Genomic DNA, 22,568 nt, shown 5'->3' with positions numbered 1-22,568 from the left:
TCGTTGCTGCAGCTAGACGACTGTAATTGGGGCGCGAAGCCGCCCGGCGGCTCCCGACCCAAATCCTCGTCATTCAGCCTCGGGCCGCTCAGGCCCGAAAGCTGCCATAAAAAAAGAGCGATTTTGTTGTACATTGAATTGTTTATTCAGTGGCTTAGTCCGTGAGCAATGTCAGCTCTGGGTAACAGCTCAAGCCTTGATCGACTTTGAGCACGAGCCCAAGGCCGGGCGTTCTGCATATCACATCCCCGAATTCTCCGAACATTCAGTGTGGGATATTCCGCGAGGCGACCTTACAAAGATGCGGGCGCCGCAGCATACTGATTTCCGCTAAACTAACTGAACCACCACCGTCGTTGACTCGGATCGGCTACATCTAAATAAGAAAGCTGGCCGGTCAAAAAACTGAGGTGGAATCTTCAGGCTATGCGGAAAATCACGGCGGCCCTGTTCTTCGCAATCGCAATGGTTTTGTCCACGCCCCTGCTGGCGCAATCCTCCAGACCTGTTGGCGCCTTGCCAGATGACTGCCGATCATTGCTCGACGCGAAACATCGGGGACGCGTCGCCCCGTGGCAGGGGACCGTCGCGCTCGAGCATTGCGACCGTATCAAGCGCTTGCAGCGCCTGTCATCCTACTTGCCGCCGGACGAGCGGCCGCAGTTCTTCGAAACCGTAATTCCGCGCTTCCGGCTGCCTGAAGGCTATGGAGTCGATATCCCTGTGCTGCGGGTCGTATTCCCGGACCGCGTCTTCTTCGACACGGCGAGGAGCGAGTTGCGGCCCGAAGCGCGGGAGATCGCCAGCATCATCGCCGAGTCGCTGCGGCGCGAGCCCCCGGACGTGACGTTGTTCGTTGCGGGGCACGCCGATCGCCGCGGCGATCCCGACTACAACGAGGCCTTGTCGATCAATCGGGCAGACGCAGTGGCAACGACGATCTTCCGCTACGGCATCAATCAGAGCATGGTCTGGCGGATCGGCTTCGGCGAGGACCTGCCGTTGGTGGCCGGGGAAGACGAAGTCGCCTGGGGGCAAAATCGTCGCATCGAATTTCTCTTCTCCGCCAAGCCCGAACCCATCGCGGTATGGCTGGCGGACCCGGATCTTTGCCACTCGAGAAGCACCGCGGAAAGCGCCAAGTGCCTGGCCAGCCTCCTGATGCTGCCCGGCTATGTAGCGACGCGAGTGGTCAGTCCGGACCCCGGACCGACGCGCCAAGTCACTGTGCGAGCGAAACGCCAGCGGGTGACTGCACGCTCGCCGACCAGGCCGCCAACCGCTCCTTCCGGCCGTGGACGCGAACCGATCGGCCAATCGAACAGCACTCGGGAAACGGCGCCAGAGGCACCGACCAGGGTGGTGGTCATTCCGCGCAATGCACCGAGGCTTGTTATCAATCCCGTGAATCGACAGGTTGAACTTGCAAGCGCTAGCAAATGAATATTCGGGGGGGGGAACTTCATGACTGGTGACGAATATCTTAATCTCGACTTGAGCAAGGAAGGCAAGATCGCTGCCGACCTGTTCGGGAAGATCGCTGGTGAGGCGATGCACGAAGAAGACATCGTCCTTACCGGCGATGGCGACCCGGGTTCGTGGAGCGAGAACCTTACGCCGGAGATGAACAGCTGGATGGCCTTCAACGTCGTCCCCGCCCGGCAAAAGATGCTGGGCGAGATCGAACAGCAAGCGAGGAAGTTTCGCTTGGGCGACCGGGGAGGCGACATCACGGGGATCGTATATTCGATCGAGCAGGATCGCCTCGAACGAAAACTGAACTGGGATATCAGCAAACTCTATACTGACTTCAAGCAGCAGTACGGTTCGGACTTGAGCAGCAAGAGACAGTTGCGATCAGAATATAGTAAGATGAAAGCGGAAATAGGGCGAGACGCGATCAACAGAAGCTTCTTCATAAAATCCGCGCCGCCCGCTCTTGCCGGCATCATCGAAGGAATTTTCAATTATTCAAATCTAATCGAAGTACTTCCTAGCGGGTTGATATCTCTAGGCGTTACACTGGTGATAGTACTGGTTGTAGCTTTTGGTGTTCATTTTCTCGGAAAGGGGCTGGCCGAGCGTGGATATTGGATGGAAGCCGGCCGCCAGGAACGACAAAAGAACATTATGATTACCGCCGGCGGCTTTATTGCGCTGTTCATCATCTTGGCGATAGTTTTTGCTATAAGATACATTGGTCTACAGGAAGATGTGCAACGAGCGGAGCTAATTGGCAAGGATGCTCCGAATATATTTTTGATCGTTATTCAGCTGGTTGGATTCAATCTTGCCATATACCTTATCGGCGTCCTGACCACCGCGAAACAATATGACCCTAACCCCGAATTCGCAGAGCTGGCTGAAAAACTGAATGAAGCCGAGGAGCGGCTGGCGAAACTAAAGAAGAAGAATGTATACGATCCCAGGGAGAAACTGATCGAAAAGCGTGACTTGGACAATCGTAGGATCAAGGATAAAGCCCGGCAAATGGATGGAATGGATGGTTTCGCAGAGCTGCTGGGAGAGCTGAATAAACTGGAAGAGCAGGATAACCGGGTAATTGGCCTCTTGACTGAGTATCGCAATCGGCTTCGGCAGGCGATCAGGCCCAAAAGCGGTGATTTGCGCTTTAAGAAGAACACGGCACAATCGTTTCCGGACGACGATTCCGAAGATCTCAGCCTAGCGGAATTCGCCGCGGCGCGGTTGTATCTCTACAAGGCGGAGGCATGATGTTGAGACTCCGGATGATCGTCGCGCTCGCAGCAGCGGCAGTGCTCGCGTCGTGCGGACCCGAGAAGGACAAGAAGAGCCGCGCCGTTTCCGGTACCGACCGGGAAGAAGCCTATTGCAACATCGACGACCTGCCGCCTTCGAAGCGCCACAGCTTCGTGGTCATCGATGCCGTCGCGATGAAGCCCTCCAGCTCTCCCGAGGAATTTCGGGAGCAGAACGGCTTCATTCGCGAGCTGTTGCTGTCCGTCGTCGGCCCCGACCGCGGGCTTCCAAGCGGAATGATCGCGCCGCGCGAGCGAGTCTCGCTGATCGTCCTGCCGGCCGACGGGTCCGCCGGGCGATTGATTTTCACCGGCTGCGTCCCCGGCCTGACCATCGACGAGCAGGCGAAGGTGCTTGCGGGCACCAGCGGCTGGGAGAAATGGACCTCGGGCGATCCCCTGGCCGAAGTCACCAACGCCGGCGGCAAGTTCACGGAGTCGCTCCTCGCCGCGATCTTCGCATCCGCTGGTGAGCTGGACGGTGCCGGAAAATCCACAGGCGGCCCATTCGCGAGCTCGGCGCTTGTCCAGTCGCTCGCGGCGTCGCAGCAGCTGCTCGAGCCAGCCGAGGGATCCGCGCGGCGGATCTTCCTGGTGTCAGACCTGTCGCGGTTCCGGTACGATGGCCCGGAGGCCGGTCAAGAAGGGGCGGAGGCGAGCAAAATGAGCCCGGAGGCCGGCAAAAAGGGCCCGGAGGCCAATGAAAGCCCCAAATTCAGGGGGATCGCGTCCGCCAAGCAGGTCGGTCAAGTGCTCAGATTCTCCGAGGTCTACCTGGTCCAGCCGCCAGGGTCGGCCTTGAAGGAAAAGGAGTATCTGGGCGGCTTCATCCTCGGCCAGGGCGCGAAGCTGGCCTATTTCGGCTCGAGCGTGCCCACCGTGGCGACCCGTCCGCCGGTCCAGTCGCTCGAATTTGCCGGGCGCGTCGAATATGACGCAGGACCCGAGTCGGTGCAGATGGTCGTCGCCAGGGACGACCGGAACAACCTCGTCTATTCCTTCTTTGCCTTGCTCGGCAGCAATGCCAGCGTCACGCCGATGTCCGGCACGATGATTTGCGAGACCGACGAAGACTGCAAGATCATCTCCGACAAGTCGGGCTTCGCGCAGCAGTGGAAATCGAGCTCCGACGCAGCCAAGGAGTTCAAACCCGAAATGCCCCTGGCCGGCGCGCGGGATTTCGAATTCACCATCAAGGGCGAGACGCTGAAGGGGGAAGTCAAGGACGAAGAGGTGCAGCTTTCGTCCGATCCTGCCAAGCCGGCCCTGTCGGTATCGGCGACCCAGCAATAGTGTACTGCGTTCGTCGAAAGCTTCTCTTGCGGCAGGGAACTGTTGCGCCGGGGATTGCGGACAAACAGGATGGCGCTAAGGTAACCGTCGAGTTGAAGACTGTCTCGCTCGTAGCAACGGGCAATATGCCAACGGATATTACAGAGGGGGTTCTCGTGCGAAAGTCCGGACTTCCAGTTGTGCTCTTCGCTGCGATGGCGGCGGCTGTTCCCGCGCACGCGGAAACACTGCCGATCGAAGCGGTCTATCCGGCCGGCAGCGACAATCTGGCCATATTGAACACGCTCCGGATGGGATCGTTCAACGGACGAGACGGTTCGTCGCTGGCGCTCGAACTCGAGCAGCAGTTGCGCAACGTCTCGGTGCGCGGCGAAGCCTATTACCAGATCTTCGTCGGCGGCGGCGGACCCAGGGCGGACGGTACGGTGACCGGCAGCGCCTATAGTTCGGTCGAAAACAATGTCGAAATTGTTCAGGAGACCGAGTGCGTAGCGAAGAACGACAAGGGAAAGTGCATCGAGAAGCGAGTCGTCAATATCCGCTGCACGCGTCGATCCGTCACGCTCACCTATACATTGTCCGTCGTCAGCCCGCGGGGAGAGCGGCTCTATTCGATGAGCAAGCCCTCGGTGACGTCGAATCTGATCTGTCCGCAGACCTACAATGTCGCGCCGGTCGAGGTTGTCATCGCCAGCCTGATATCGAATGCCGCCCGCGAATTGCGCTTCGAATTTGCCCCGGCGCAGGTGCGAACCGATATCCGCGTCAAGGAAGGCACATCCGGCCTGCAGGGCGCAGCCAAGAAGACCTTCAAGAACGGCATTGCGGCGACCAAGCGCAATGTGGCGTCCGCCTGCAAACTGTGGACCGAAGTGGATTATCTCGTCCCCAATCATGCTCCGACGCTGTTCAATCTCGGCCTGTGCGCCGAATCCGATCGAGACTATGACAAGGCGGAGCAACTGTACCGCCGCACCGCGGAACTCGACCGAAGCGAACGCTATGCCACGGAATCCTTGGAACGCCTCGCTCGGCGCCGGAAGGCAGAGCAGCAATTGGCGATGCACGCGAGTCGGCGGACGCGCTAAGGCTGAATCGCATGGACCGTTGGTCTCACCCCGTGAGTCGCTGATCGGACAAGGAGACCGGGATGAGCGGCAAGCGGGTTAGCGAGGGGCAGGCCGTCATTGCGCTGTGCTGTCTCCTGGTCCTGCCCCCGCAAAGTCCGGGCTTCGCACAGACCGTGCCGACCGGGGCGCCCGGATTCGCGCCCCGCGCAAATCCGGGACCCGAAATGCCTTCTGATCTCCTTGGCGCTTGGCAGGTTCAAGTCGACGGGAAGGCCTTCAAGCTCAAGGACAGCTACAATATCGAGATCAAGTTCAATGGTGCCGACGATGGCCTGCCGGAGGCATTGATTGCCTATTTCGCCGGCGATGCTCGGCGACCGTCGAGCCTCTGCAGGAGCCAGCTGGACCTGGTTTCCAGTACGGGCGGCCAGCTCGTCTTTCGCGAAACGCTGAACTACAAATCCGGCCGCAGCGTCAAATGCCCGGTCTGGGGACGCCTGGTGATCGACAAGTCGGACGGAGGCATCCTGCTGCATTGGCTGGACGAGGGGCGCAAACCTAAGACGAGGATGGAAGCGACGGCTCTCAGGCTGACCGCTGTTAGACTGAAGGCTGATCGGGAGTGTCGAGCGGTAGGTGATGGAAGTGAGTCCGGCAACCAAGTCTGGTGCAGAGACGCCGAAGGAAACTGGTCTCCGAAATAGGGAAAGTCAGCAAAAAACTCATCGATAGTACTTCTGCGTGCGTCTACTATAATAATTAGGTATTCCGAAATCACGTGCCAGTATGCCGATCAAAAATATAGGATACTTGAAGTAAAATATCACGGCGCAATTGTGGTCTGCGTTCGGTAGATGCCCGTGTTATCAGTATTCGTGATTTCATCTGAATGGCGTTCCACTGTGTTTCATGTGCCGATAGCCGACTTTCCCCAGATACCCAACTTAGGTTACGGCCATGATCGAGAATTTGTACCCGCAACCCTATTCTCATTCTGCTGCATCAGTGTCCGCTTTCGCGGTCTGGAGGCGCTAAGCAGTCGGGCAGCAAAGTCCCCAAAATAAGACGTTCCGCTCTTCGATATGCGATGATCGAACGGACGGCAGGTACGGCGTCGGCAGGATGACCGGGAACGGCAGAAATTGGATCGTTTATTCGGCGTCAGATGGTGGCTTTGGGGCAGCAGTCGCGATCATACGCTCGCCCGCCGCGCGCTGATCCAACCCGATTGTACGGGCAGCCATCCACTCGGGCACATGCCAGCTGGCAGGAAGCGACCGTGCAACGGCGCCAGGCAAGATTGCCATCAGCAACATCCCGCCGAGTGCGCCGCCAGCGCCGGTCCAGATAAGCCACCGGATCTGGACATCCGCCGCCTGCCCGCGCTCGACAATCCCGTCGACGCGCCCAATCGATCGCGTCAACGCGTCGCGCGCTTCCCGCAACAGCGCCCGATCCTCAGCCCGAGTTTCTGCGCTCGCCTTGACAATTTCATCGGTGAGCGCCGCTGGCGTCAGGCGGACGGCCGGACTTCGCTCGACACGAGCGATGCCTTCGGCTGCTCGCTTCAACGCCTCCGCCATCTGGCCAAGCGTTGCGCTATAGTCGGGCACCCGCTCGCGTGCCGCAGTCAGCCCCTCGACCGCGCGACGTGTGAGACTAACCTCGCCGCGCAGCGCTTCGAATGCCTGATCGATGTCATCTGCTGGAGCAGTTGGGTTGAGATTGTCTGTCATAAATCGAGCCTATCGCCCCAATCCACGACCCCGCCAGAGGCTGGGTAGTTGCTGGAGGTCATGAGACAATGATGCTCCGTTCGAACTGCCGATTCCGAGGTCTTTGATCCTGTTTCGAAGCAGCGACTCGAGCTGCGGGTCGCGGTGAAGGCTCTTGGCCATCCCGACCATCCTGTCCTGGACGCGGTGGATCGCGTCGTAATCGCCGGTGCGATTGAGCGACTGAAGCTGCCTGCTCTTCTGCTGCCATTCGGCGACGAAGCGGTCGGCGCGCTGCGCTGTGTCGATCCGAATCTCCCTCTCCAGTGTCATCGCGCGGATTGCGGCGGCGGGCTTGCCATTGGCCGCCTGGTCGATCAGCGCCGGGTCGGCGTTCATGGCACTCCGCAAATCGCGTGCGGCGTCCGGTCGCAGCGCATTGAGCGCCTTGCCGGCTTCGGCAAACGCGATCTTCTGGTGCTCCAGCGGCCCGAGGTCCATCCGGCGCATTCGGACGATGTCGGCGGCGGCGCGCCCATAGCGCTCGACCGCCTTTTCGAGCGGCGTCGCCTGTGGCTCGACGGCCATCGGCTTGAGCTTCAGCCCGGCGAACCGACTGCGGGGTGGCGTTGGCTGCGCGGGTTCGTGAGCGGGCGCTCGTGCATAATCCGAAGCCATATCCTTACCACGCTCTCGACTGAGCGTGCGGACCAGCTTGCCCTGATCGGCGAAGTCATCGCGACCATAGTGAAGGTCGACCTGGTCGCGGTGCCGTGACAGCGCGACATAGGCAGCATGGCGATCGAGCCCCGGCGTAGCGAGGACATGCACGCGGTCAACCGTCACCCCCTGCGCCTTGTGGATCGTGGCGGCGTAGCCGTGATCGATCTGGTTATAGTCCTTGATATCGAAAGCGATCGATCGTCCATCGTCGAGCATCACCGCCATACGCGTTTGCGTGAGGTTCTGGACGGTGCCGAGCGACCCGTTCTTAACGCCCATGCTGCGTTCGTTCTTCAGGAACATGATCCGGTCGCCGGGCGCGAAGGCGCGACGCCCGCGTTCGGCGGCGATCGTGATGTCTTGGCCCAGTTCATCGGCCGCGCGCAGCCGGTCGCGCGCTGCAAGGTTGAGCTCATGCACGGCGTCGTTCGTGTGGGTGAGGATGATCCTGCTCGCATCAGGATGCGCCTGGCGGTCCCGGTCCCAGCGGTCGATCAGACCGGCGCTGGCCTGCTCTCGCGTTTGGGCCGCGTGCACATGTCCGGCGTCGCCATAGGCACGGACAGCTTCTGCGGTCCGACCGGTGGCGAGTTGGCGGGTTGCGTCACGCTGCCAGTCTTCACGCTGGCGGCGAATGGCGGTGATCTCGACGCCGCCGTGGCGTTCCGCAATCGACCGGAACGCCGCACCTGCCTCGATCGCCTGCAGTTGTTCGGGATCGCCGACCAGCACCACTTTGGCGCCGCGCTTTTCGGCTTCGGAGAGCACACGCTCCATCTGACGCGTGCCGATCATCCCGGCCTCGTCGATCACGAGCACATCGTGATTGGTGAGGAGTTCCCTCCCCTGTTCCCATTGATGTTCGAGACTCGCGATCGTGCGGGACGCAATGCCCGATCCGCTTTCAAGATTTTCCGCAGCGATGCCAGACAGCGCGATGCCGCGGACTGAATAGCCCGCACCTTCCCACGCCTCACGGGCCACACCCAACATCGCGGACTTGCCGGTACCGGCGTAGCCGATAACGACCCCAAGTCCTTTTGCCTCGGTGACGTGATCGAACGCGCTGCGTTGCTCTGGCGACAGGAACATGCCGCGCGCCGCAGCGCGCGCGAGCGCAACATCGCGTTGGCGCTCCGACACTCCATGCCGCTCACGATTGGCCAGCACGCTTGTCGCACGCTCAAGGCGCTGCTCGGTCTCGATCATCGCACGTGACGTGAAGCGAGCTTCGCCGCGCCCGTCCTTGCCGAGCGCGACAAGCTCAGGCGGGGCCTTGACCGCTGCCATCACGCGGTCGAACTGGTCCTTGTCGTCGCTGTGCCGGTGCACGAACATCGCGAGATCGCGGTTGGTGAAGGTCGCTTGCGTGCGGGTGATCGCATCGAGCGCGATGCCTGGCTGCGCGATGATCTTTTCGCCGTTCGCGCGGGCGATTTCGTGATGCTCGGCGAGCCGTTCCGATGCCAGACCCTGCGCCGCCATCCGCGATGCAGCTGGGCCGATCTTGTGCTGTGGCTCCAGGTCGATGCCCTGCGCCTCAAACGACCGGTGATCGACGCGTGCGTCGATATCGAGTTCGGCTAGCCGTTGGTTGACGTGTTCGCTCCAGCGCTCGCGCCACTTCTCCAAAAGATCGGTGCGGTTCCAGTCGCGGTTCTTCTTGCCGAACCCGTCCTCGCCAACCTCCCGCATGGTCAGCATCACATGCGCGTGGGGCTTCGGCATCCCATCCGCGCCGACATCCCAATGCACGTTGAGATCGGCGATCATGCCGCGATCGACGAATTCGGCCTTCACGAACTCACGGGCAAGTCGGATGCCCTCGGCATGGTCAAGTTCGCGGGGGATCGCGAACTCGATCTCGCGGGCGAGTTGCGCGTCGATACGGTTCTCGGCGGCTTCGACCTCGTTCCACAGCTTTTCGCGATCGGACAGATGCTCGGGCGCGCCATCCGGCAGCATCACCTCGGAATGAACGACGCCCGCCTTGTTGGAAAAGCCATGGTGCCGGTCGAGCCGCTGATCGTGAAGCCGCGACGCGGAACGATAGGCGGCGGAAGCAACCGCGCTCGATCCTGAAGCGCGGGAGATGACTTTCGCGGAGAAGTGATAGATCGCCATAGCGATCGTCCATCTACTACTAAACGAGCACGTCGGCACGACGTATAAGCGCGCACTCGAAAGAATTCATCTTTCTCGGGACCCGTTCGTCCCACAATGTTTCATGCTATTTACGCTGATCGATTTAGTTCCTAACTGAAGCGTCCTTCAACAGCAATTGAGGACAGCACGATGCGCAAACCCAGAGATTACGATTCGGAACTGCACGCACTCAACGACAAGGCGAAGCTGCTCAAGGAACGCAAGGTTCAGCAGCTCGGCGAAGTTGTCGCCGCAACCGGCGCCGACGCGCTGCCAATTGAGCTGCTTGCCGGCGCATTGTTGAGTGCCGTCGACAGCAACGATGCCGCCGCGAAGGAGGGCTGGCGCAAACGCGGCGCTGCGTTCTTTCAAGGCGCGCGCAAATCTGGCGGCCGCGCTCGCGGTTACGCGCGCAGCGACCCGGCGGGCGACAGCCGCACGTCATCGGCTACAAGCCAGGATGGCGCGTGACGACAAGCGAGGCTGGGTGATGAAGCGGCGCGAACGCACCCGCCAGTTGATCGAGTTGGGCGGGCTTGTTGCAAAAGCCGGGCTGCCCGAACTGACCGACGACGATCGCGCGGTGATCCTAGGCCTGATGATCGAAGGTGCGGCAACGCTGCGCGGCGAACATCGCCAGCAAGCGCTGACCTTGTGGCGGCGTCGCGGCAAGCGCGCATTTGAACACTCTCCCGACGATTAAGCATCTCGGCAGTTGAATTCGAAACGGACGTTCGACATGGAACAATGCAACCGGGGGAGACGGTTCGCGAAGGCGCCAATGTGGTCGCCACACAACTGAATAGGAACCCTGATGTCCGATGAAAACTCTCTGAACGCGGTCGAGCTCGCGACCGAACTCACGATCGCCTGGCTCGGCAATCAGAACAACCGCGTCTCCGCCGAAGACGTTCCGGCCTTTTTGCGTACCATGCACGCAACGGTCACCGAATTGGCAGGCGGTTCGTCGACTGCCGGCGACGACGCACAAGAAGTCGCTCCCGAGCAGGAATTCACGCCGGCGGTAACGGTGCGGAAATCGCTGGCGTCGAAGGATCACATCATTTCGCTGATCGACGGAAAGCCGTACAAAACGCTGCGTCGCCACCTCTCTACACACGGCTTGACGCCGGAAGAGTATCGCGCCCGCTACAATCTCAAATCCGACTATCCGATGGTTGCCCCGACCTATTCGGAAGCGCGCCGCGCGATGGCCCACAAGATCGGCCTCGGCGCCAAGGGCCGGGCCGCGCGCGGCAGCAGCACCACCACAGCGCCCGCTGCGAAGCCCTCGCGCAAGCCTAGGGCCAAGGCGCCCGCGAAAGCCTGAACTCAACGCGCCGGACGCACTGCGTCCGGCGCGCCGTGTGCTAGGCGGCTACGCTCTGCTCCAGCGCCGAGATGCGCTCTTCGCAGACAACCTGCACGGCCTGACCGAGGACCTCGACGCGCTCGCTGAGCCACGCCAGCTCGTCTTCGCTGATCCGGAAATGCTTGGAGTATCGGGCCTTCACATAGGCTTCTTTCAGCTTCTCGAAGCGAGATCGGTCGGCGCGACTGTCCCGTGGCCATGCGTCGACCAGACGCGAATCGATCCGCTCTGCCTGCGTGCGCAAGAAGCCCAGATTGTGGATGTGAGGGGTATAGAACGTGCAGACTAGAAGTACGCAGTGATAGAGCCGCTCTGTCGTCTGGTGAAAGTCAAACGCCGCGTCCTTCAGGTTGCCTCGTTCTAGATGGAACTTTGCTCCGTCGAAGCGCTTGCTCGCACTCGGGTACCACTCCTCGAAATACTCCCGCGCCATGGCCAGCGCCTGCTCCGGCGTCTTCGGCTTGGGCTCGTGAAACCCGGTGTCCTCGCTCTGGTAGAGCGCGATGCCGTCCCGCGCGATGTCCATGAAGAAATAGCGCCCATGCGCCAGCCCGTCGTTCACTTCCTGGAACGTGTGCACGATGAAATTGACCGGCGTACGCAGCGTCCTCGTGATCGCCAGTTCGCGGTTGAGCCGGTCCTCGGCGGTCCCCCAGAACTCGATGCGGTCGGTCAGTTTCGGGTTGTTGACGATGACCAGCAGGTCAAAGTCCGACTGATAACCCTTGGCGGTATGGGGTTCGTCAACCCAGCCGCCGCGCGCATATGAACCGTAGAGCAAGACCTTGAGGATGCGCGCCTGCTTCTTCCAGTCCGAGGTCGCGATGGCGATCGCGTCGCCAAACTCCTCAAACAGGATCTGGACGACACGCTCCAGCTCGCGCTGTTTTGCCGGGGGCAGATGATCGAGGCTGGTCCTCATATTCCGATCCTAACGCGCTGATGCGGCGGCGTACACCTCGCCCGGTTTGACCGGGCGAGGAGTGGCATCGCTCATGGCTGTTCGCCCCGCTCCGCCCGACCGAGCGCGATGAGCACGCGGGCGACGGTCTGCTCGACCTCCGCCACCGTGCAGCCATGCAACTCGGCCGTTTCGACGTAATCCCGGTCATCGAACCGCACCGATCCGAAGATAGCCCGATCGCGCTCAGGCATTGCGCGAAAGGCGCGGCGCATCCGCCGCAGACGAAGCCAGCGCCTCATTGCCCCGCCTCCCCTTCAGAGACGAAGGCCAGAAGAAAATCCGCCGCCTTGCTGGCAGCGCTCGCCGCCCGGAAGATGGCCTTCTCATCCTCGCGCAGCACCACCAGCCAGCTGCCGACATAATCCGCGTGCCGGACGGTCGGCCGGATCGCCAGCGACGCGCAGGTGAACGCGCTAGCCATCTCGGCAATCAGCTCCTCTCGCGCATAGGCGGCGCTGCCAAACGCGCCCGACTGCTCGCGAGCCAGTCGCGAGCTATGCCCGGTCCAGTGCCCCAGCTCGTGCAACACGGTACGATACCAGTTGATGCGATTGTAGAAGGCCAGCTGCGGCGGCACCGCGACATAGTCACCCGCCGAGCTGTAATAGGCCTCCCCGCCCCCGATCCGGATATCGGCGCCGCACGCTTCCATCAGCGCATGCGCGGCGGGAATGCGGTCGGCTTCGGCCACCGGCGCGCCCTGCTCCACCGCCGTCAGACGCTCGGGCAATCCCTCGCACTGGTCGACATTGAAGACCGTGAACCGCTTGAGAAACGCCAGTTGCCGCGCCTCGCGATCCTCGTCGCGTGCCCGCTCGGCCTCATCCTTCGGCGTGAAGCGATCCGCATAGCAGATCGTCGTCCCCCGCTCGCCGCGTCGCACATTGCCACCCGCCGCCTGGGCCTGCCGAAAGGTCAGCCAGCGCTGCGAGGCATACCGCCCCTCGATGACCGCCGCCCAGAGGATCAGAATATTGATCCCCGAATAGCGCCGCCCGGTCACGGCATTGGCCGGCATCGCACAGCCACACGCCGCAGCATCCCAAGGCTGCACCCAGGGCAGCCGTCCCTGCTCCAGCTCGGCAATCACGCGCCCCGTCACCTCGGCATAGAGGTTTGCACGATTCTCGTTCCTGACACCCATGGTCCACTCTCCTTCCAAAACACCGCAACCGGCGCCGGAAGGGCGGGGGGAGCGGCAGGAGCGAACCGGCAGTCCTGCCGTCAGAGGCAGGCAGCACCCGCAGGGCCGGAACGAATGTGTGGACGGCCCCTGCAAGTCGGCTTCTGCAAACCCTACTTCCCTCCTCCCGCACCGGAACCCCGGAGTGGGGTGGGCGGCGAAAATCGACCGGAAAGGCACGCCGCAAAGGCGGGCTGCACCCGAAGGGCCGCAACACCGTGGAGGACCGGCGCGCAGCGCCGGTTGCGGCTCGCCGAGGCGGGCCTAGCAGGGAGAGCCGGCCATCCCGCTTCGGGGGTCAGGCCAACAGACACGCCGCCGCGCGACAGCGCGGCGTCCACTGAGCTCTTCGATAAATTATGCGAGGTGACACCGAGCATGACTTCGATCGGTCGGGTGCGGTCATGTGTCCGGCCTGTTGGTGCGGTCGACGACCGCTGGCCCTGATGAAATCCGCGGATCGCACGTTCCATCAGAGAAACGGGCTCGAAGGCTCCCTTCGTTTTCCGAACTGAGCAATCCCCGGCTCAACCGGTTCGTCATCATGGCTTGGGCACCACCTCGCTTCCTTCGGAGCCAGGCTCCGCGGGAAACTCTACAAATGCGTCATGATGTCCTCGCCGGCGCGCGAAAACTGCCGCCGCGCGTGAGGATCGCCCAGATGATCCGCGCCATCTTGTTCGCCAGCGCGACGGCCGCGACCAGCGGTGGCCGACGTTCCATCAGCGCCATCAACCAGGGCGAGGCCTTCTCTGGCGCGACGCGGGCGCGCTTGATTACCGAGAAGGCACCAAGCACCAACAGCGTTCGCAGGGTCTGATCACCCGCCTTGGTGATTCGCCCGAGCCGGGCCTTGCCGCCGGTCGAGTTCTGGCGCGGTGTCAGGCCAAGCCAGGCTGCGAAGTCGCGGCCCGTTGGAAATCTAGAAACATCCCCGGCAAGCGCAATGATCGTTGTCGAGGTCACCGGTCCCACGCCCGGAATCGTACTCAGCCGCTTGCAGGTATCGTCGAACTGCGTGCTGGCCGCGATCTGGTGATCGAGGGTCACCAACCGGGCTTCCACCGCTCGAATAGCATCAGCGAGCAATCGATAGGGCTCGCGGATCAACTCCGGGAGGCGATCGTCGCCCGCGCTCGCGATGCGCAGAATCTCGGTCGCGCCGCCAAGCCCCTGGTTGGTCACAATGCCAAACTCGGCCATCCCGGCGCGAAGGGCGTTCAACATGGCGGTGCGCTGACCGACAAACTGGGTCCGCAGCCGATGCATCAAGGCCAGCGCCTGTGTGTCCGGCGCCTTGATCGGCACAAAGCGCATGGTCGGTCTGGTCACCGCTTCGCAGATACCCTCCGCGTCGGCCGCATCGTTCTTGCCGCGCTTCACATAGGGCTTCACGTAGTGCGCCGGCATGAGGCGAACATCGTGGCCGAGCGACTGGAGATGGCGACCCCAGTAATGCGCCGTGCCGCACGCTTCGATCCCAACGAGGCATGGCGGGATCTCTTCGAATAGCCGAACGAGCTGCGCTCGAGAATAGCGCTTGCGGAGCACTACCGTGCCCGCCGCATCCACCGCGTGCACTTGGAACACGTGCTTCGCGATATCCAAACCGATCGTTGCGATCTCCATCTCCGTTCCTCCTGTCATGCTGCGAATCAGCAACTGATGGTATCCCGCAGCCGTCCCACCTCATCAGAGGAGGAGCCGGGCACCGCCCGGCTTGCGGCATGCCGCGGCAGGACTAGAGGCGAGCGACGCTCCCCCCGCCCTTTCCGCGTGCCGGCGCACCAACGCCGCCGCGCCTCAGCGCGGCGACCATCCTGTCAGCGCAACCGCGCTGCCGGGCGCCACCGGCGCCCGGACCAAAACCGCGCCCTTGCAACCGGGCGGACCGCGCGGGCGGCGTGCGCGCGCCAGCCCGTGCGCCAGCCGCCGCCCGTGCCTCCCGCCCGGGCAAGTGTGCTACGCGGGCACCAACAACATGCGCGCCCTGGTGTCGCCGTAGGCGTGCGCGAGTGCGCGCACCGCCCCCGCGTTCCGCTGCCGGCATCCGCCGGCCAACGATCCGCAGGATCGGCCCGCGTCAGCGATCAAAACCCGATGGGCCGAGACGCCGCAGAGCGACTCGGCGCCGCGATTCGCGGCGTGAGAGCGCAGTCATGCCGGAGGCGTGAGACGCCTTGAGAGCTCGCGTCTAAAAAATTCAATCTACGCCAGAAAGAGGTGGCTCGGCAAATTTGCACAGGCTGTTAAGTGGAGTTTCTGCCTGAAGGCGGCCAGCATGGCGTCGAACAGGAGATCAGATGACGAAACGAACACGCCGGAACCACAGCCCGGCCTTCAAGGCGAAGGTGGCCTTGGCTGCTGTGAAGGGCGAGAAGACGCTGGCCGAGTTGGCGCAGCAGTTTGACGTTCACCCGAACCAGATCACGACGTGGCGCGGCCAGTTGCTGGAAGGGGCGGCGGGAGTTTTCGGATCGGAGGGCCATAGCGAGCCGGCCGAGCCTGCGATCGACGTGAAGACGCTTCACGCCAAGATCGGCGAGTTGACGCTGGTGAACGATTTTTTGTCCGGGGCGCTCGGCAAAGCAGGACTGTTGCCGAGCGCAAAACGATGATCGACCGTTCGCACGCGTTGCCAGTGACGCGGCAAGTGCGCGAGTTGGGGATCAGCCGCGGCAGCGTCTATTATCTGCCAAGGCCGACCTCGGCTGCCGACCTTGCCCTCATGCGGCGGATCGACGCATTGCACATGGATTTCCCATTCGCGGGTAGCCGGATGCTGCGCGACCTGCTTGCCGCCGAAGGCATAAAGGTCGGCCGGCTGCACGTATCGACGCTGATGAAGAAGATGGCGATCGAGGCAATCTATCGGCGGCCAAACACCTCGAAGCCGGCACCGGGGCACAAGATCTATCCGTATCTGCTTCGCAAGGTGGCGGTAACGCGGCCCAATCAAGTCTGGGCGACCGACATCACGTACATCCCGATGGCGCGCGGCTTCGTCTACCTTATCGCCATCGTCGACTGGTTCAGCCGGCGGGTGCTCAGCTGGAGGCTGTCGATCACGCTAGAGACCGATTTTTGCATCGAGGCTTTGGAGGAAGCGCTTACGCGCTTCGGGGCGCCGGAAATCTTCAACACCGATCAGGGCAGCCAATTTACCAGCATGGCGTTCATCGCCGTCCTGCAGCGCGAGAGAATCGCGATCAGCATGGACGGTCGCGGCGCCTGGCGCGACAACGTGTTCGTAGAGCGGCTATGGCGTTCTGTGAAATACGAGGAGGTCTACCTGCGGGCATATGGCTCGGTCAGCGAGGCCCGCGGCTCGATCGGCCGTTATCTGGCATTCTACAATGGACGACGCCCGCACTCGTCGCTTGACCGCAGGACACCCGATCAGGTTTATTTCGACCGGCCGCTTCTCGCAGCGGCATGAAACCGGCAAACGCTCCACTTAGCAATCGCGCCGAGCTGTTCAAATGAACCGAGCCATCTCTGAGATCGCGGTTAAGCTGATCCTCAAGGAAACCTTGCCTCATTTCCAATGGATGGATACCATCGGGCACAAGTGCGATTAGCACCTCGACAATATCATGAACCTTGTTGTCGATCGAGAACTCGCCTTCGAAATTCGTCTTCCAAGCGCTCCCTCTGAGAAGGGTGTGACCGCGACGCTTTTGACCAATCTTGCCGTTGCGGAAGCGCTTTTTTTCAATCGAGCCGTCCGGCATAATCCAAGAGACATCGCCATTCCGGTCTGCCCAATAGCTCTGGAGGCCTACCGGCCACCAATGGTGTTCTTTTGACTCCTTGCCGCTCATTTTTTTGACGCGTCGCCAACCTCTGTAGCGGTCGGTCTTCTCCCGAGCGCCGCAGGCATCTCGTCGTGCACCAGATGATCAAGCTTCCCAACGATCTCCTCAAGCTCATGCGGAAGAATGCCATCGCCCATGAATGCCACGGCACCTTGAGCGATCTCAGCCACTGTGGGCTCATGGCCCATGTCCGGCACGAGCGCCTTGTATGCAGCCGTCAACTTGGCGACCTCAGCTGCGGTCTTCTTCATTTCAGGGTGAGCTACCGCGTTGCGAAGCTCGTTAAACGTCAGCAGGATGGCGCAAAGCTTTTCCGCCTCCTCTCGCTCGCCCTTCCATGCCGCCTTCAGAATCGCCACCTTGTGGCCGAACGTTATGCGTGGCCTATTACTGGTGACAGCTTCGCCGCACGGAAGGCTAAGCACTAACATCGCGTCGATCTCAGTTTCGAGCGCAGCGTGAAGGGATATGATTTCCACCCAATGCTCGTCCAGTTTGACTTCAGCACGCATTACGCGCTGCATGCCTTCGAGCCAATCGTAATCGACGCCGCCCATTTTACCCTCCCCCGTTAAGCTCTAGAAGTCTTCTGAGGATGCTGGGCATTGGTCGTTTGAACAGACGAGCTTGCCCTCATTGTCGCCATTGTCTTCCATTGGGTTACCGCATTCATCACAGACATCAGCGGGCATTCCGTCGTCTCTGTCTATACCCATGATTGGCTCCTTCGCGTTTGGGGGAGGCGATATGCTGCCATGATTTCCTACATTGCAAGCTCAGTAGTGCGCTTTAGGTTGCATGAGCGATGCTGAAAGCAGGCCTTGAGAAATCTGCGAGCGCCAACCCACCGAAGATTTTTTCGTTTCTGATGATCTCGCGGCCGCCTGGCGTCGGCTCGCGGTCTCCTCCTGAATCTGCACGTCCAGCGCAGCACTAATCTCGGCTGGCGACCGCTTCCCGGCCGACCGTGGTGCCCACAAAGCGGATATGATTCTCGCCGGCCGCGCGGACCGCTGCCTTGATCGAGCCGAATACTTCCTTGAGCTCGGCGAGCAACTCCTTGTTGCTCTGCCCGACGCTCGAGAGCGGGAACGGCGAGTGGTTGGGCTTCTGATAATTGTCCTGGACCGCACCGATCAGCCGCTCCAGCGGCTCCGGCCACTCCAGCCTCTCAACCTGCAAAGGGAGCGAAAGATTAGGACCGACACTCGAAAGGTCCGCTCGCGCCGTCTCGCTTATGCACCTCCGCGATCTCTGACAATCGCCACATCCATCGGATTGGACAGATAGATGATCACCCGCGCTCCGCGATCCGAAGCCTGTCTCTCCATAATGGACTAAAGCGCATCGATAGAAATCTCGCCATTCACCCGCGACGATGCGCCCATTGCGAACAATATTAGAATCATCTACCTTGCTGACCATTGGCTGGGGGTGAAGATGGGGAAGCTCGCACGACATATCGCGATAGTGATCGTCAGCCTGGGGCTATGCAGCTGCGCCAGCCTTCCCAAGGGGAAGCTTCAATACCACCTTGCCGACAGCGAGGTTGCGGTAAAGGTAACGAGAGTTCTCGGCTGCAACGTCAGTTTCGAGATATTTGCCTCGAACACGGTCCAGCCATCGACGCGTTACTTCGCCGAGAACACGGTTCACTCAATCGATCTGAGCAGCTTGAACGGCGCCTTGTCGGACGCTGACATCAAAATTGAGCTTACGGAAGACGGCCGGCTGACGGCAATCAATGCTACAAGCACTGGTCAAGGCGAGGCAATCCTCAAGGCAGCCTTCACCACCGGCGCAACCCTCCTGAAGCTGACCGGTGCCGCTGGTCTCTCGGTGGCGCCGGACGCCTGCAAGAAAATCAAGCAGTTCGGTGGCGATAAGCCGCTGACGCTCATCTACGAAGGCAAGCTTAACTTGGCCAGCAGCCAAGCGCAGGTGGTACCGCCTCGTGCCGAAGATGCGGCCTATGCGGACCCCATCGACATACTAATAGGCGGTGTCACCGCCATAGTGCTCGGCCATGACGCAGTCGAGCCGCCGTTCGTCACCCAGGGAGGGCTGGGCGAACGTCGAGTCAAGGCCAAGCAACCCGGTTACGTTTCGATCGAGGTCAGTAGCGGCAATGCGGTTGTCTATCGAGGAAAGGTGCTCTCGACAGAGTTCGGCGCGGCCTACGAGATTCCCCTGCCCGCACCTGCCGCCTTCGGGAAGAAGGCGCTCGCAATTACTTTCGCGGAGTCAGGTGCTGTCAAATCGATGCAATTTGCATCCACGAACGGCAGTGCCGCGGCGCTCAACGCCGTCGATGCCGGTCTCAAGTTCGCGGCTGGTGACACCGCCGCTCAAAAGGCCGCCGAGCTCAAGGCGGAATCCGACCTGATCGTGCAGCAACAGCGGCTTATCGTCTGCAAGACGGACCCGGCAAACTGCAAGTGATGTTGGAGCGCACACGTCCGTCGGGGGGCTGAATGAGGCTTGGTCTAAGGTGGCTGGCGTTCCTGTTCGGAAGCGCCTTGCTTGCTGGCGCGGCACCCTCCGTCTCGCAGGGCCAAGCGGACGAGCGGCTCACGCCGGCAGACTATGCCGCAGTCCGCGCAAATCCCGAAGACGAGGCCTTGTTCTCCGCGTTCCTGTCGAAACTTCCGACGATAACGCTGGAGGAAGGCGCGTCAGTGCAGCGCTACTATGTCTACGAAGGCGATCTCCTCCTTAGGCGAGACGAAGTCAGGCGCGAAGTACTGCGGGGCAAGGGAAAGCAGGATCTCACCCAGGTCACGCCAGAACTGACCATACATGTGGTCGCCGGCAAGCCGCAATTCTGGCCGAAGGGAGCGCGCGCCCTCACCTATGCTGTGGACCGCAACAGTTTCCCGGACACCGCAACCTACGATCTCGTCGTAAAATCGCTCGGGGCGGCCGCCAAGGAGTGGATGAATGTCTGCATCACCTGCGGTTTGTCGATCCGGCACCTGACAGAGCAGGATTTGGCACCGAAAGAAGGGCAATCGACCTTTATCGTTCGCTACAACAAGGTCCCCAGCCCCTATTTGGCGTTGGCATTCTTCCCGGGAGATGCGTCGGAGAAGAGATATCTGCATGTGTTCCCAGGATATGCCGACACCTCATATGATTACGTCGGAGTGTTCAGGCACGAGCTCGGTCACATCCTAGGATACAGGCACGAGAATATTCAGAAGGACGCGGGTTGCTGGCAAGCCGAGTCCGGCAGCTGGATGCCGCTGAGCGATTATGACCCGCGATCCGTCATGCATTATTTTTGCAAGGATCCCGCCGGGCTCAAGCTCGCGCTGACGGAAACGGACAGGACAAGTCATACGGCGGTGTATTCGGGCGCGGGCCCGCCAAAGGGCCCCATCGAACATGGAACTCCCGGGGAAGGTTCGGCCGGCCTGGTTCAGACGGTTCCAGTCGCTTCGCAGGACAGGGCGACCTCGCTGCAGGACGCCGTTCCGGGACAGCAGCGTCCCGATCAACCTGCGTTGCGAATATCATTCCTCGGCGGCACCGTGATGACCGACATGGCCGCCACGCTGAACCGGCTTGCAGCCGCGCCGCGGATATTGCGGACCGAGACCATGCAAGTCACCAGGGGGCAGACACCGGAAAGCCTCCTTAAGACGCTCGGTGTGCCGATATCTAATGCCGGCATCGAGCAGCTGCTGCGAACCTTGAATGGTCCCGGCTTCGACAGCCGGAAGGTGAAGGCCGGAGAGACTATCGTCCTTCCCAGCCTTCGCGTCACCACGCGGCGCACCGCGCGTGTGTTCATACCGCGCGACCGGGCCGAGCAGGCCGAGAAAAGAGCGATTCTCAACGGTTGGCAAAGCAAGTCGACTATCCTGCAATCCGTCAATGGCTTCGACCGCGTCGAGTTCAACGCATATGACGCAACCATACCGCTCGACAGCGATGTCCAGGTCGTCGCGGCGCTTCTGCGGCTTACGGTGCCCGAGGCGAAGTCCCTGCGCTCGCAAAACGTCATCATCGACACGCAGCTCACGCAATCCCGGCCGGCAAAGGCATTCTCGACCGACCAGGACTACAAGTCGATGTGTGGGCCGCCACAGGCTGAAGGCGGAAAGCCGGCGCCGCCGCCCTCGACACTTGGCTATGAGTTCTTCGTTGACGCCGACAAGGACTTGGGGCCCCAGCTGGCAAAATTGCCGCCACCAAACGGGAAGCCGGTCGTCTATATCATCGACACCAAGGTGCAGCCCAACCCCGCCTTGTCGGGGGCGTTGCTCGACAGCCCAGCCGCTGCTTCGATTTCGCCATGGAATTGCCGGTGGGTCGATTTCGTCGAAGCTCTGCATCATGGAAATCACATGGCGGGCATCATCGCCAGCAGGAACAACCAGGGTTTCATCGGACTCGCCTCTACCGCCTTGATCGGATCAATCGAATGGCATCGTGCCGACCAAGGAACGCCACCGAAGCTGGTCCAGACGAGCGACAGGGAATATCGGCTTGCGACGGTCATAGACCAGGTGACCGGTCAGCCCGGACTGGACGTCTTTCTGATCGCCAGCGAGTTCAAGCAATACACCGAGACGGAACTGGACAAGGAAGGTCAGTTGCGGAGTGCCGCGACGCGTCAAAACTTCACGCTTGCCCATAAGGCTGTGTTCGAGGCGCGGCCGCTACTGATAGCGGCGGCGGGCCAGTCCGAGAACGGAAGCCCGCCCGTGCGGCTCACAACCACATCAGCGCATGCCCCCCAAGGGCTCGGCGACCTCGAAAACGTGGTCGTGGTCACGGCGTGCGAGATATGTACGAGAGGCAAGGTGGTGTTGCAGCCGTCTGCTTTTTTTGGCGTCTGGCCAGACCCGATCGTGCACCTAGCAGCCCCTGGCGGAAAACCCCTTCCCGGCTGGGTGAGCAGCGCCGAAGTCAGCGCCTCGCAGGGAACGAGCCCGGCCGCGGCCTATGTTTCGGGCGTGGCGGCGGACATGATCGCGCGGTATCCGGCGCTCTACCTGCAGGCCGAGCAGGTGAAGCGACGCCTGCAATTGACGGCGTGGCCGATCCTGCCGACCAGCGATCCCATGGACACCGCCTGGACCAAGGTCGCGTCCGGCGTCGTCGATTATCAACGAGCCATGCTCGACCCCTCGCAAACCTGGCTCAAGGATGCCGGCGGATGGCGCGACGTGAAGCTAAAGGGCTGGTCCGGGTCGCTGCGATTTATCGACGCTGAGGGCAATATCGAGGTTTTCGACTCCGACAGGGTACTTCGGGTCCTCAACGTCAGCCCAGGAAAGCCGGAAGCCAGCTTTGCGCTTTACCTGGCGTCAGAGAAGACGCCGCGGAAGCGCGGCTATGTTCGCCGCTGGGGTCCGATGTCCCTGATGGATGGCCAGGCGAAACTGCTGCTTTGCGATGGAAGCGTACTGGTCGCGGATATCGAAGAGGTGATCCTGCCAACCATCACCCGCGGACCGACCGTCTGTGAATAGACTGCTTTCTGCCTGCGCATCG

20 protein-coding genes are annotated in these 22,568 nt (G+C 61.5%); 12 read left to right on the top strand and 8 right to left on the bottom strand.

The features are described from left to right. The first annotated feature begins 426 nt into the window (after positions 1-426). The 5 genes from TS85_RS24000 (at position 427) to TS85_RS05360 (ending at position 5,847) form a co-directional block, all read left to right on the top strand. A complete protein-coding gene (locus tag TS85_RS24000; RefSeq protein ID WP_077228480.1) occupies positions 427-1,443 on the top strand; it encodes an OmpA family protein in 1,017 nt (338 codons plus the stop codon). Between the two features lie 21 nt (positions 1,444-1,464). Further along, positions 1,465-2,736 (top strand): hypothetical protein, encoded by a 1,272-nt coding sequence (locus TS85_RS05375; protein ID WP_044330873.1) that lies wholly within the window; start codon positions 1,465-1,467, stop codon positions 2,734-2,736. 14 nt (positions 2,737-2,750) lie between these two features. Further along, on the top strand, positions 2,751-4,073 hold the full coding sequence (locus TS85_RS05370; RefSeq protein WP_044330871.1) for a hypothetical protein: 1,323 nt from the start codon (positions 2,751-2,753) through the stop codon (positions 4,071-4,073). Between the two features lie 92 nt (positions 4,074-4,165). Further along, entirely contained in the window at positions 4,166-5,161 is a 996-nt protein-coding gene (locus TS85_RS05365; protein ID WP_155006316.1) for a tetratricopeptide repeat protein, read from the top strand. Positions 5,162-5,223: 62 nt separating this feature from the next. Then, on the top strand, positions 5,224-5,847 hold the full coding sequence (locus tag TS85_RS05360; RefSeq protein WP_044330868.1) for a hypothetical protein: 624 nt from the start codon (positions 5,224-5,226) through the stop codon (positions 5,845-5,847). Positions 5,848-6,294: 447 nt separating this feature from the next. On the opposite strand, the gene TS85_RS05355 is transcribed toward TS85_RS05360, so the two are convergent. Both TS85_RS05355 and traA read right to left on the bottom strand, forming a co-directional pair. Continuing rightward, positions 6,295-6,879: a DUF6118 family protein gene (locus TS85_RS05355; protein ID WP_052507761.1), complete on the bottom strand. Its 585-nt coding sequence runs from the start codon at positions 6,877-6,879 to the stop codon at positions 6,295-6,297. A gap of 9 nt (positions 6,880-6,888) precedes the next feature. Further along, the gene (traA, locus tag TS85_RS05350; RefSeq protein ID WP_044330867.1) at positions 6,889-9,705 is read right to left on the bottom strand and encodes a Ti-type conjugative transfer relaxase TraA; all 2,817 of its coding nucleotides are present in this window, start codon (positions 9,703-9,705) and stop codon (positions 6,889-6,891) included. Between the two features lie 171 nt (positions 9,706-9,876). On the opposite strand from traA, the gene TS85_RS05345 reads away from it, so the two are divergent. From TS85_RS05345 to TS85_RS05335, 3 genes are all read left to right on the top strand, one after another. Further along, positions 9,877-10,197: a conjugal transfer protein TraD gene (locus TS85_RS05345; protein ID WP_044330866.1), complete on the top strand. Its 321-nt coding sequence runs from the start codon at positions 9,877-9,879 to the stop codon at positions 10,195-10,197. Continuing rightward, a complete protein-coding gene (locus tag TS85_RS05340) occupies positions 10,187-10,429 on the top strand; it encodes a conjugal transfer protein TraD (RefSeq protein WP_407082112.1) in 243 nt (80 codons plus the stop codon). The genes TS85_RS05345 and TS85_RS05340 overlap by 11 nt, the downstream gene beginning before the upstream one ends. Positions 10,430-10,540: 111 nt before the next feature. Continuing rightward, on the top strand, positions 10,541-11,056 hold the full coding sequence (locus tag TS85_RS05335) for a MucR family transcriptional regulator (RefSeq protein WP_044330865.1): 516 nt from the start codon (positions 10,541-10,543) through the stop codon (positions 11,054-11,056). A gap of 40 nt (positions 11,057-11,096) precedes the next feature. Here TS85_RS05335 and TS85_RS05330 read toward each other — a convergent pair whose 3' ends face one another. The 4 genes from TS85_RS05330 to TS85_RS05315 all read right to left on the bottom strand — a co-directional run bounded on the left by TS85_RS05330 (position 11,097) and on the right by TS85_RS05315 (position 14,874). Next, complete coding sequence (locus TS85_RS05330) at positions 11,097-12,020, bottom strand: nucleotidyltransferase and HEPN domain-containing protein (RefSeq protein WP_044330864.1); 924 nt, start codon at positions 12,018-12,020, stop codon at positions 11,097-11,099. Positions 12,021-12,091: 71 nt separating this feature from the next. Continuing rightward, positions 12,092-12,301 (bottom strand): sigma factor-like helix-turn-helix DNA-binding protein, encoded by a 210-nt coding sequence (locus TS85_RS05325; RefSeq protein WP_044330863.1) that lies wholly within the window; start codon positions 12,299-12,301, stop codon positions 12,092-12,094. Further along, positions 12,298-13,206, bottom strand: a complete 909-nt coding sequence (locus TS85_RS05320) for an ArdC family protein (protein WP_044330862.1) — start codon at positions 13,204-13,206, stop codon at positions 12,298-12,300. Before TS85_RS05320 ends, TS85_RS05325 begins: the two co-directional genes overlap by 4 nt. A gap of 645 nt (positions 13,207-13,851) precedes the next feature. Then, the gene (locus tag TS85_RS05315; protein ID WP_044330860.1) at positions 13,852-14,874 is read right to left on the bottom strand and encodes an IS110 family RNA-guided transposase; all 1,023 of its coding nucleotides are present in this window, start codon (positions 14,872-14,874) and stop codon (positions 13,852-13,854) included. A 674-nt stretch (positions 14,875-15,548) separates the two neighbouring features. Here TS85_RS05315 and TS85_RS05305 point away from each other — a divergent pair. Both TS85_RS05305 and TS85_RS25255 read left to right on the top strand, forming a co-directional pair. Then, positions 15,549-16,684, top strand: a protein-coding gene (locus tag TS85_RS05305; protein ID WP_407082111.1) for an IS3 family transposase whose coding sequence is annotated in 2 segments (ribosomal slippage) — positions 15,549-15,816 and positions 15,816-16,684 — 1,137 coding nt in all. Because the reading frame shifts where the segments join, the coding sequence is not laid out codon by codon here. 157 nt (positions 16,685-16,841) lie between these two features. Next, positions 16,842-17,054 carry a hypothetical protein gene (locus tag TS85_RS25255; protein WP_155006314.1) on the top strand — a complete coding sequence of 71 codons (213 nt, stop codon included), beginning with the start codon at positions 16,842-16,844 and terminating at the stop codon, positions 17,052-17,054. Between the two features lie 11 nt (positions 17,055-17,065). On the opposite strand, the gene TS85_RS05300 is transcribed toward TS85_RS25255, so the two are convergent. Both TS85_RS05300 and TS85_RS05295 read right to left on the bottom strand, forming a co-directional pair. Further along, positions 17,066-17,620 (bottom strand): hypothetical protein, encoded by a 555-nt coding sequence (locus TS85_RS05300; protein WP_044330856.1) that lies wholly within the window; start codon positions 17,618-17,620, stop codon positions 17,066-17,068. 376 nt (positions 17,621-17,996) lie between these two features. Then, a complete protein-coding gene (locus TS85_RS05295; protein WP_044330855.1) occupies positions 17,997-18,245 on the bottom strand; it encodes a hypothetical protein in 249 nt (82 codons plus the stop codon). Positions 18,246-18,533: 288 nt separating this feature from the next. Between TS85_RS05295 and TS85_RS05290 the strand changes: the two genes are divergently transcribed. Both TS85_RS05290 and TS85_RS05285 read left to right on the top strand, forming a co-directional pair. Beyond that, the gene (locus TS85_RS05290; protein ID WP_155006313.1) at positions 18,534-19,505 is read left to right on the top strand and encodes a hypothetical protein; all 972 of its coding nucleotides are present in this window, start codon (positions 18,534-18,536) and stop codon (positions 19,503-19,505) included. A gap of 32 nt (positions 19,506-19,537) precedes the next feature. Further along, positions 19,538-22,546, top strand: coding sequence for a S8 family serine peptidase (locus TS85_RS05285; protein WP_077228479.1), 3,009 nt, complete (start codon positions 19,538-19,540; stop codon positions 22,544-22,546). Positions 22,547-22,568 lie beyond the last annotated feature (22 nt).

Origin of the sequence: Sphingomonas hengshuiensis, from assembly GCF_000935025.1 — a bacterium.
Classification (GTDB): Bacteria; Pseudomonadota; Alphaproteobacteria; order Sphingomonadales; family Sphingomonadaceae; genus Sphingomonas; species Sphingomonas hengshuiensis.
This window is presented reverse-complemented; position numbering and strand designations above follow the sequence as displayed.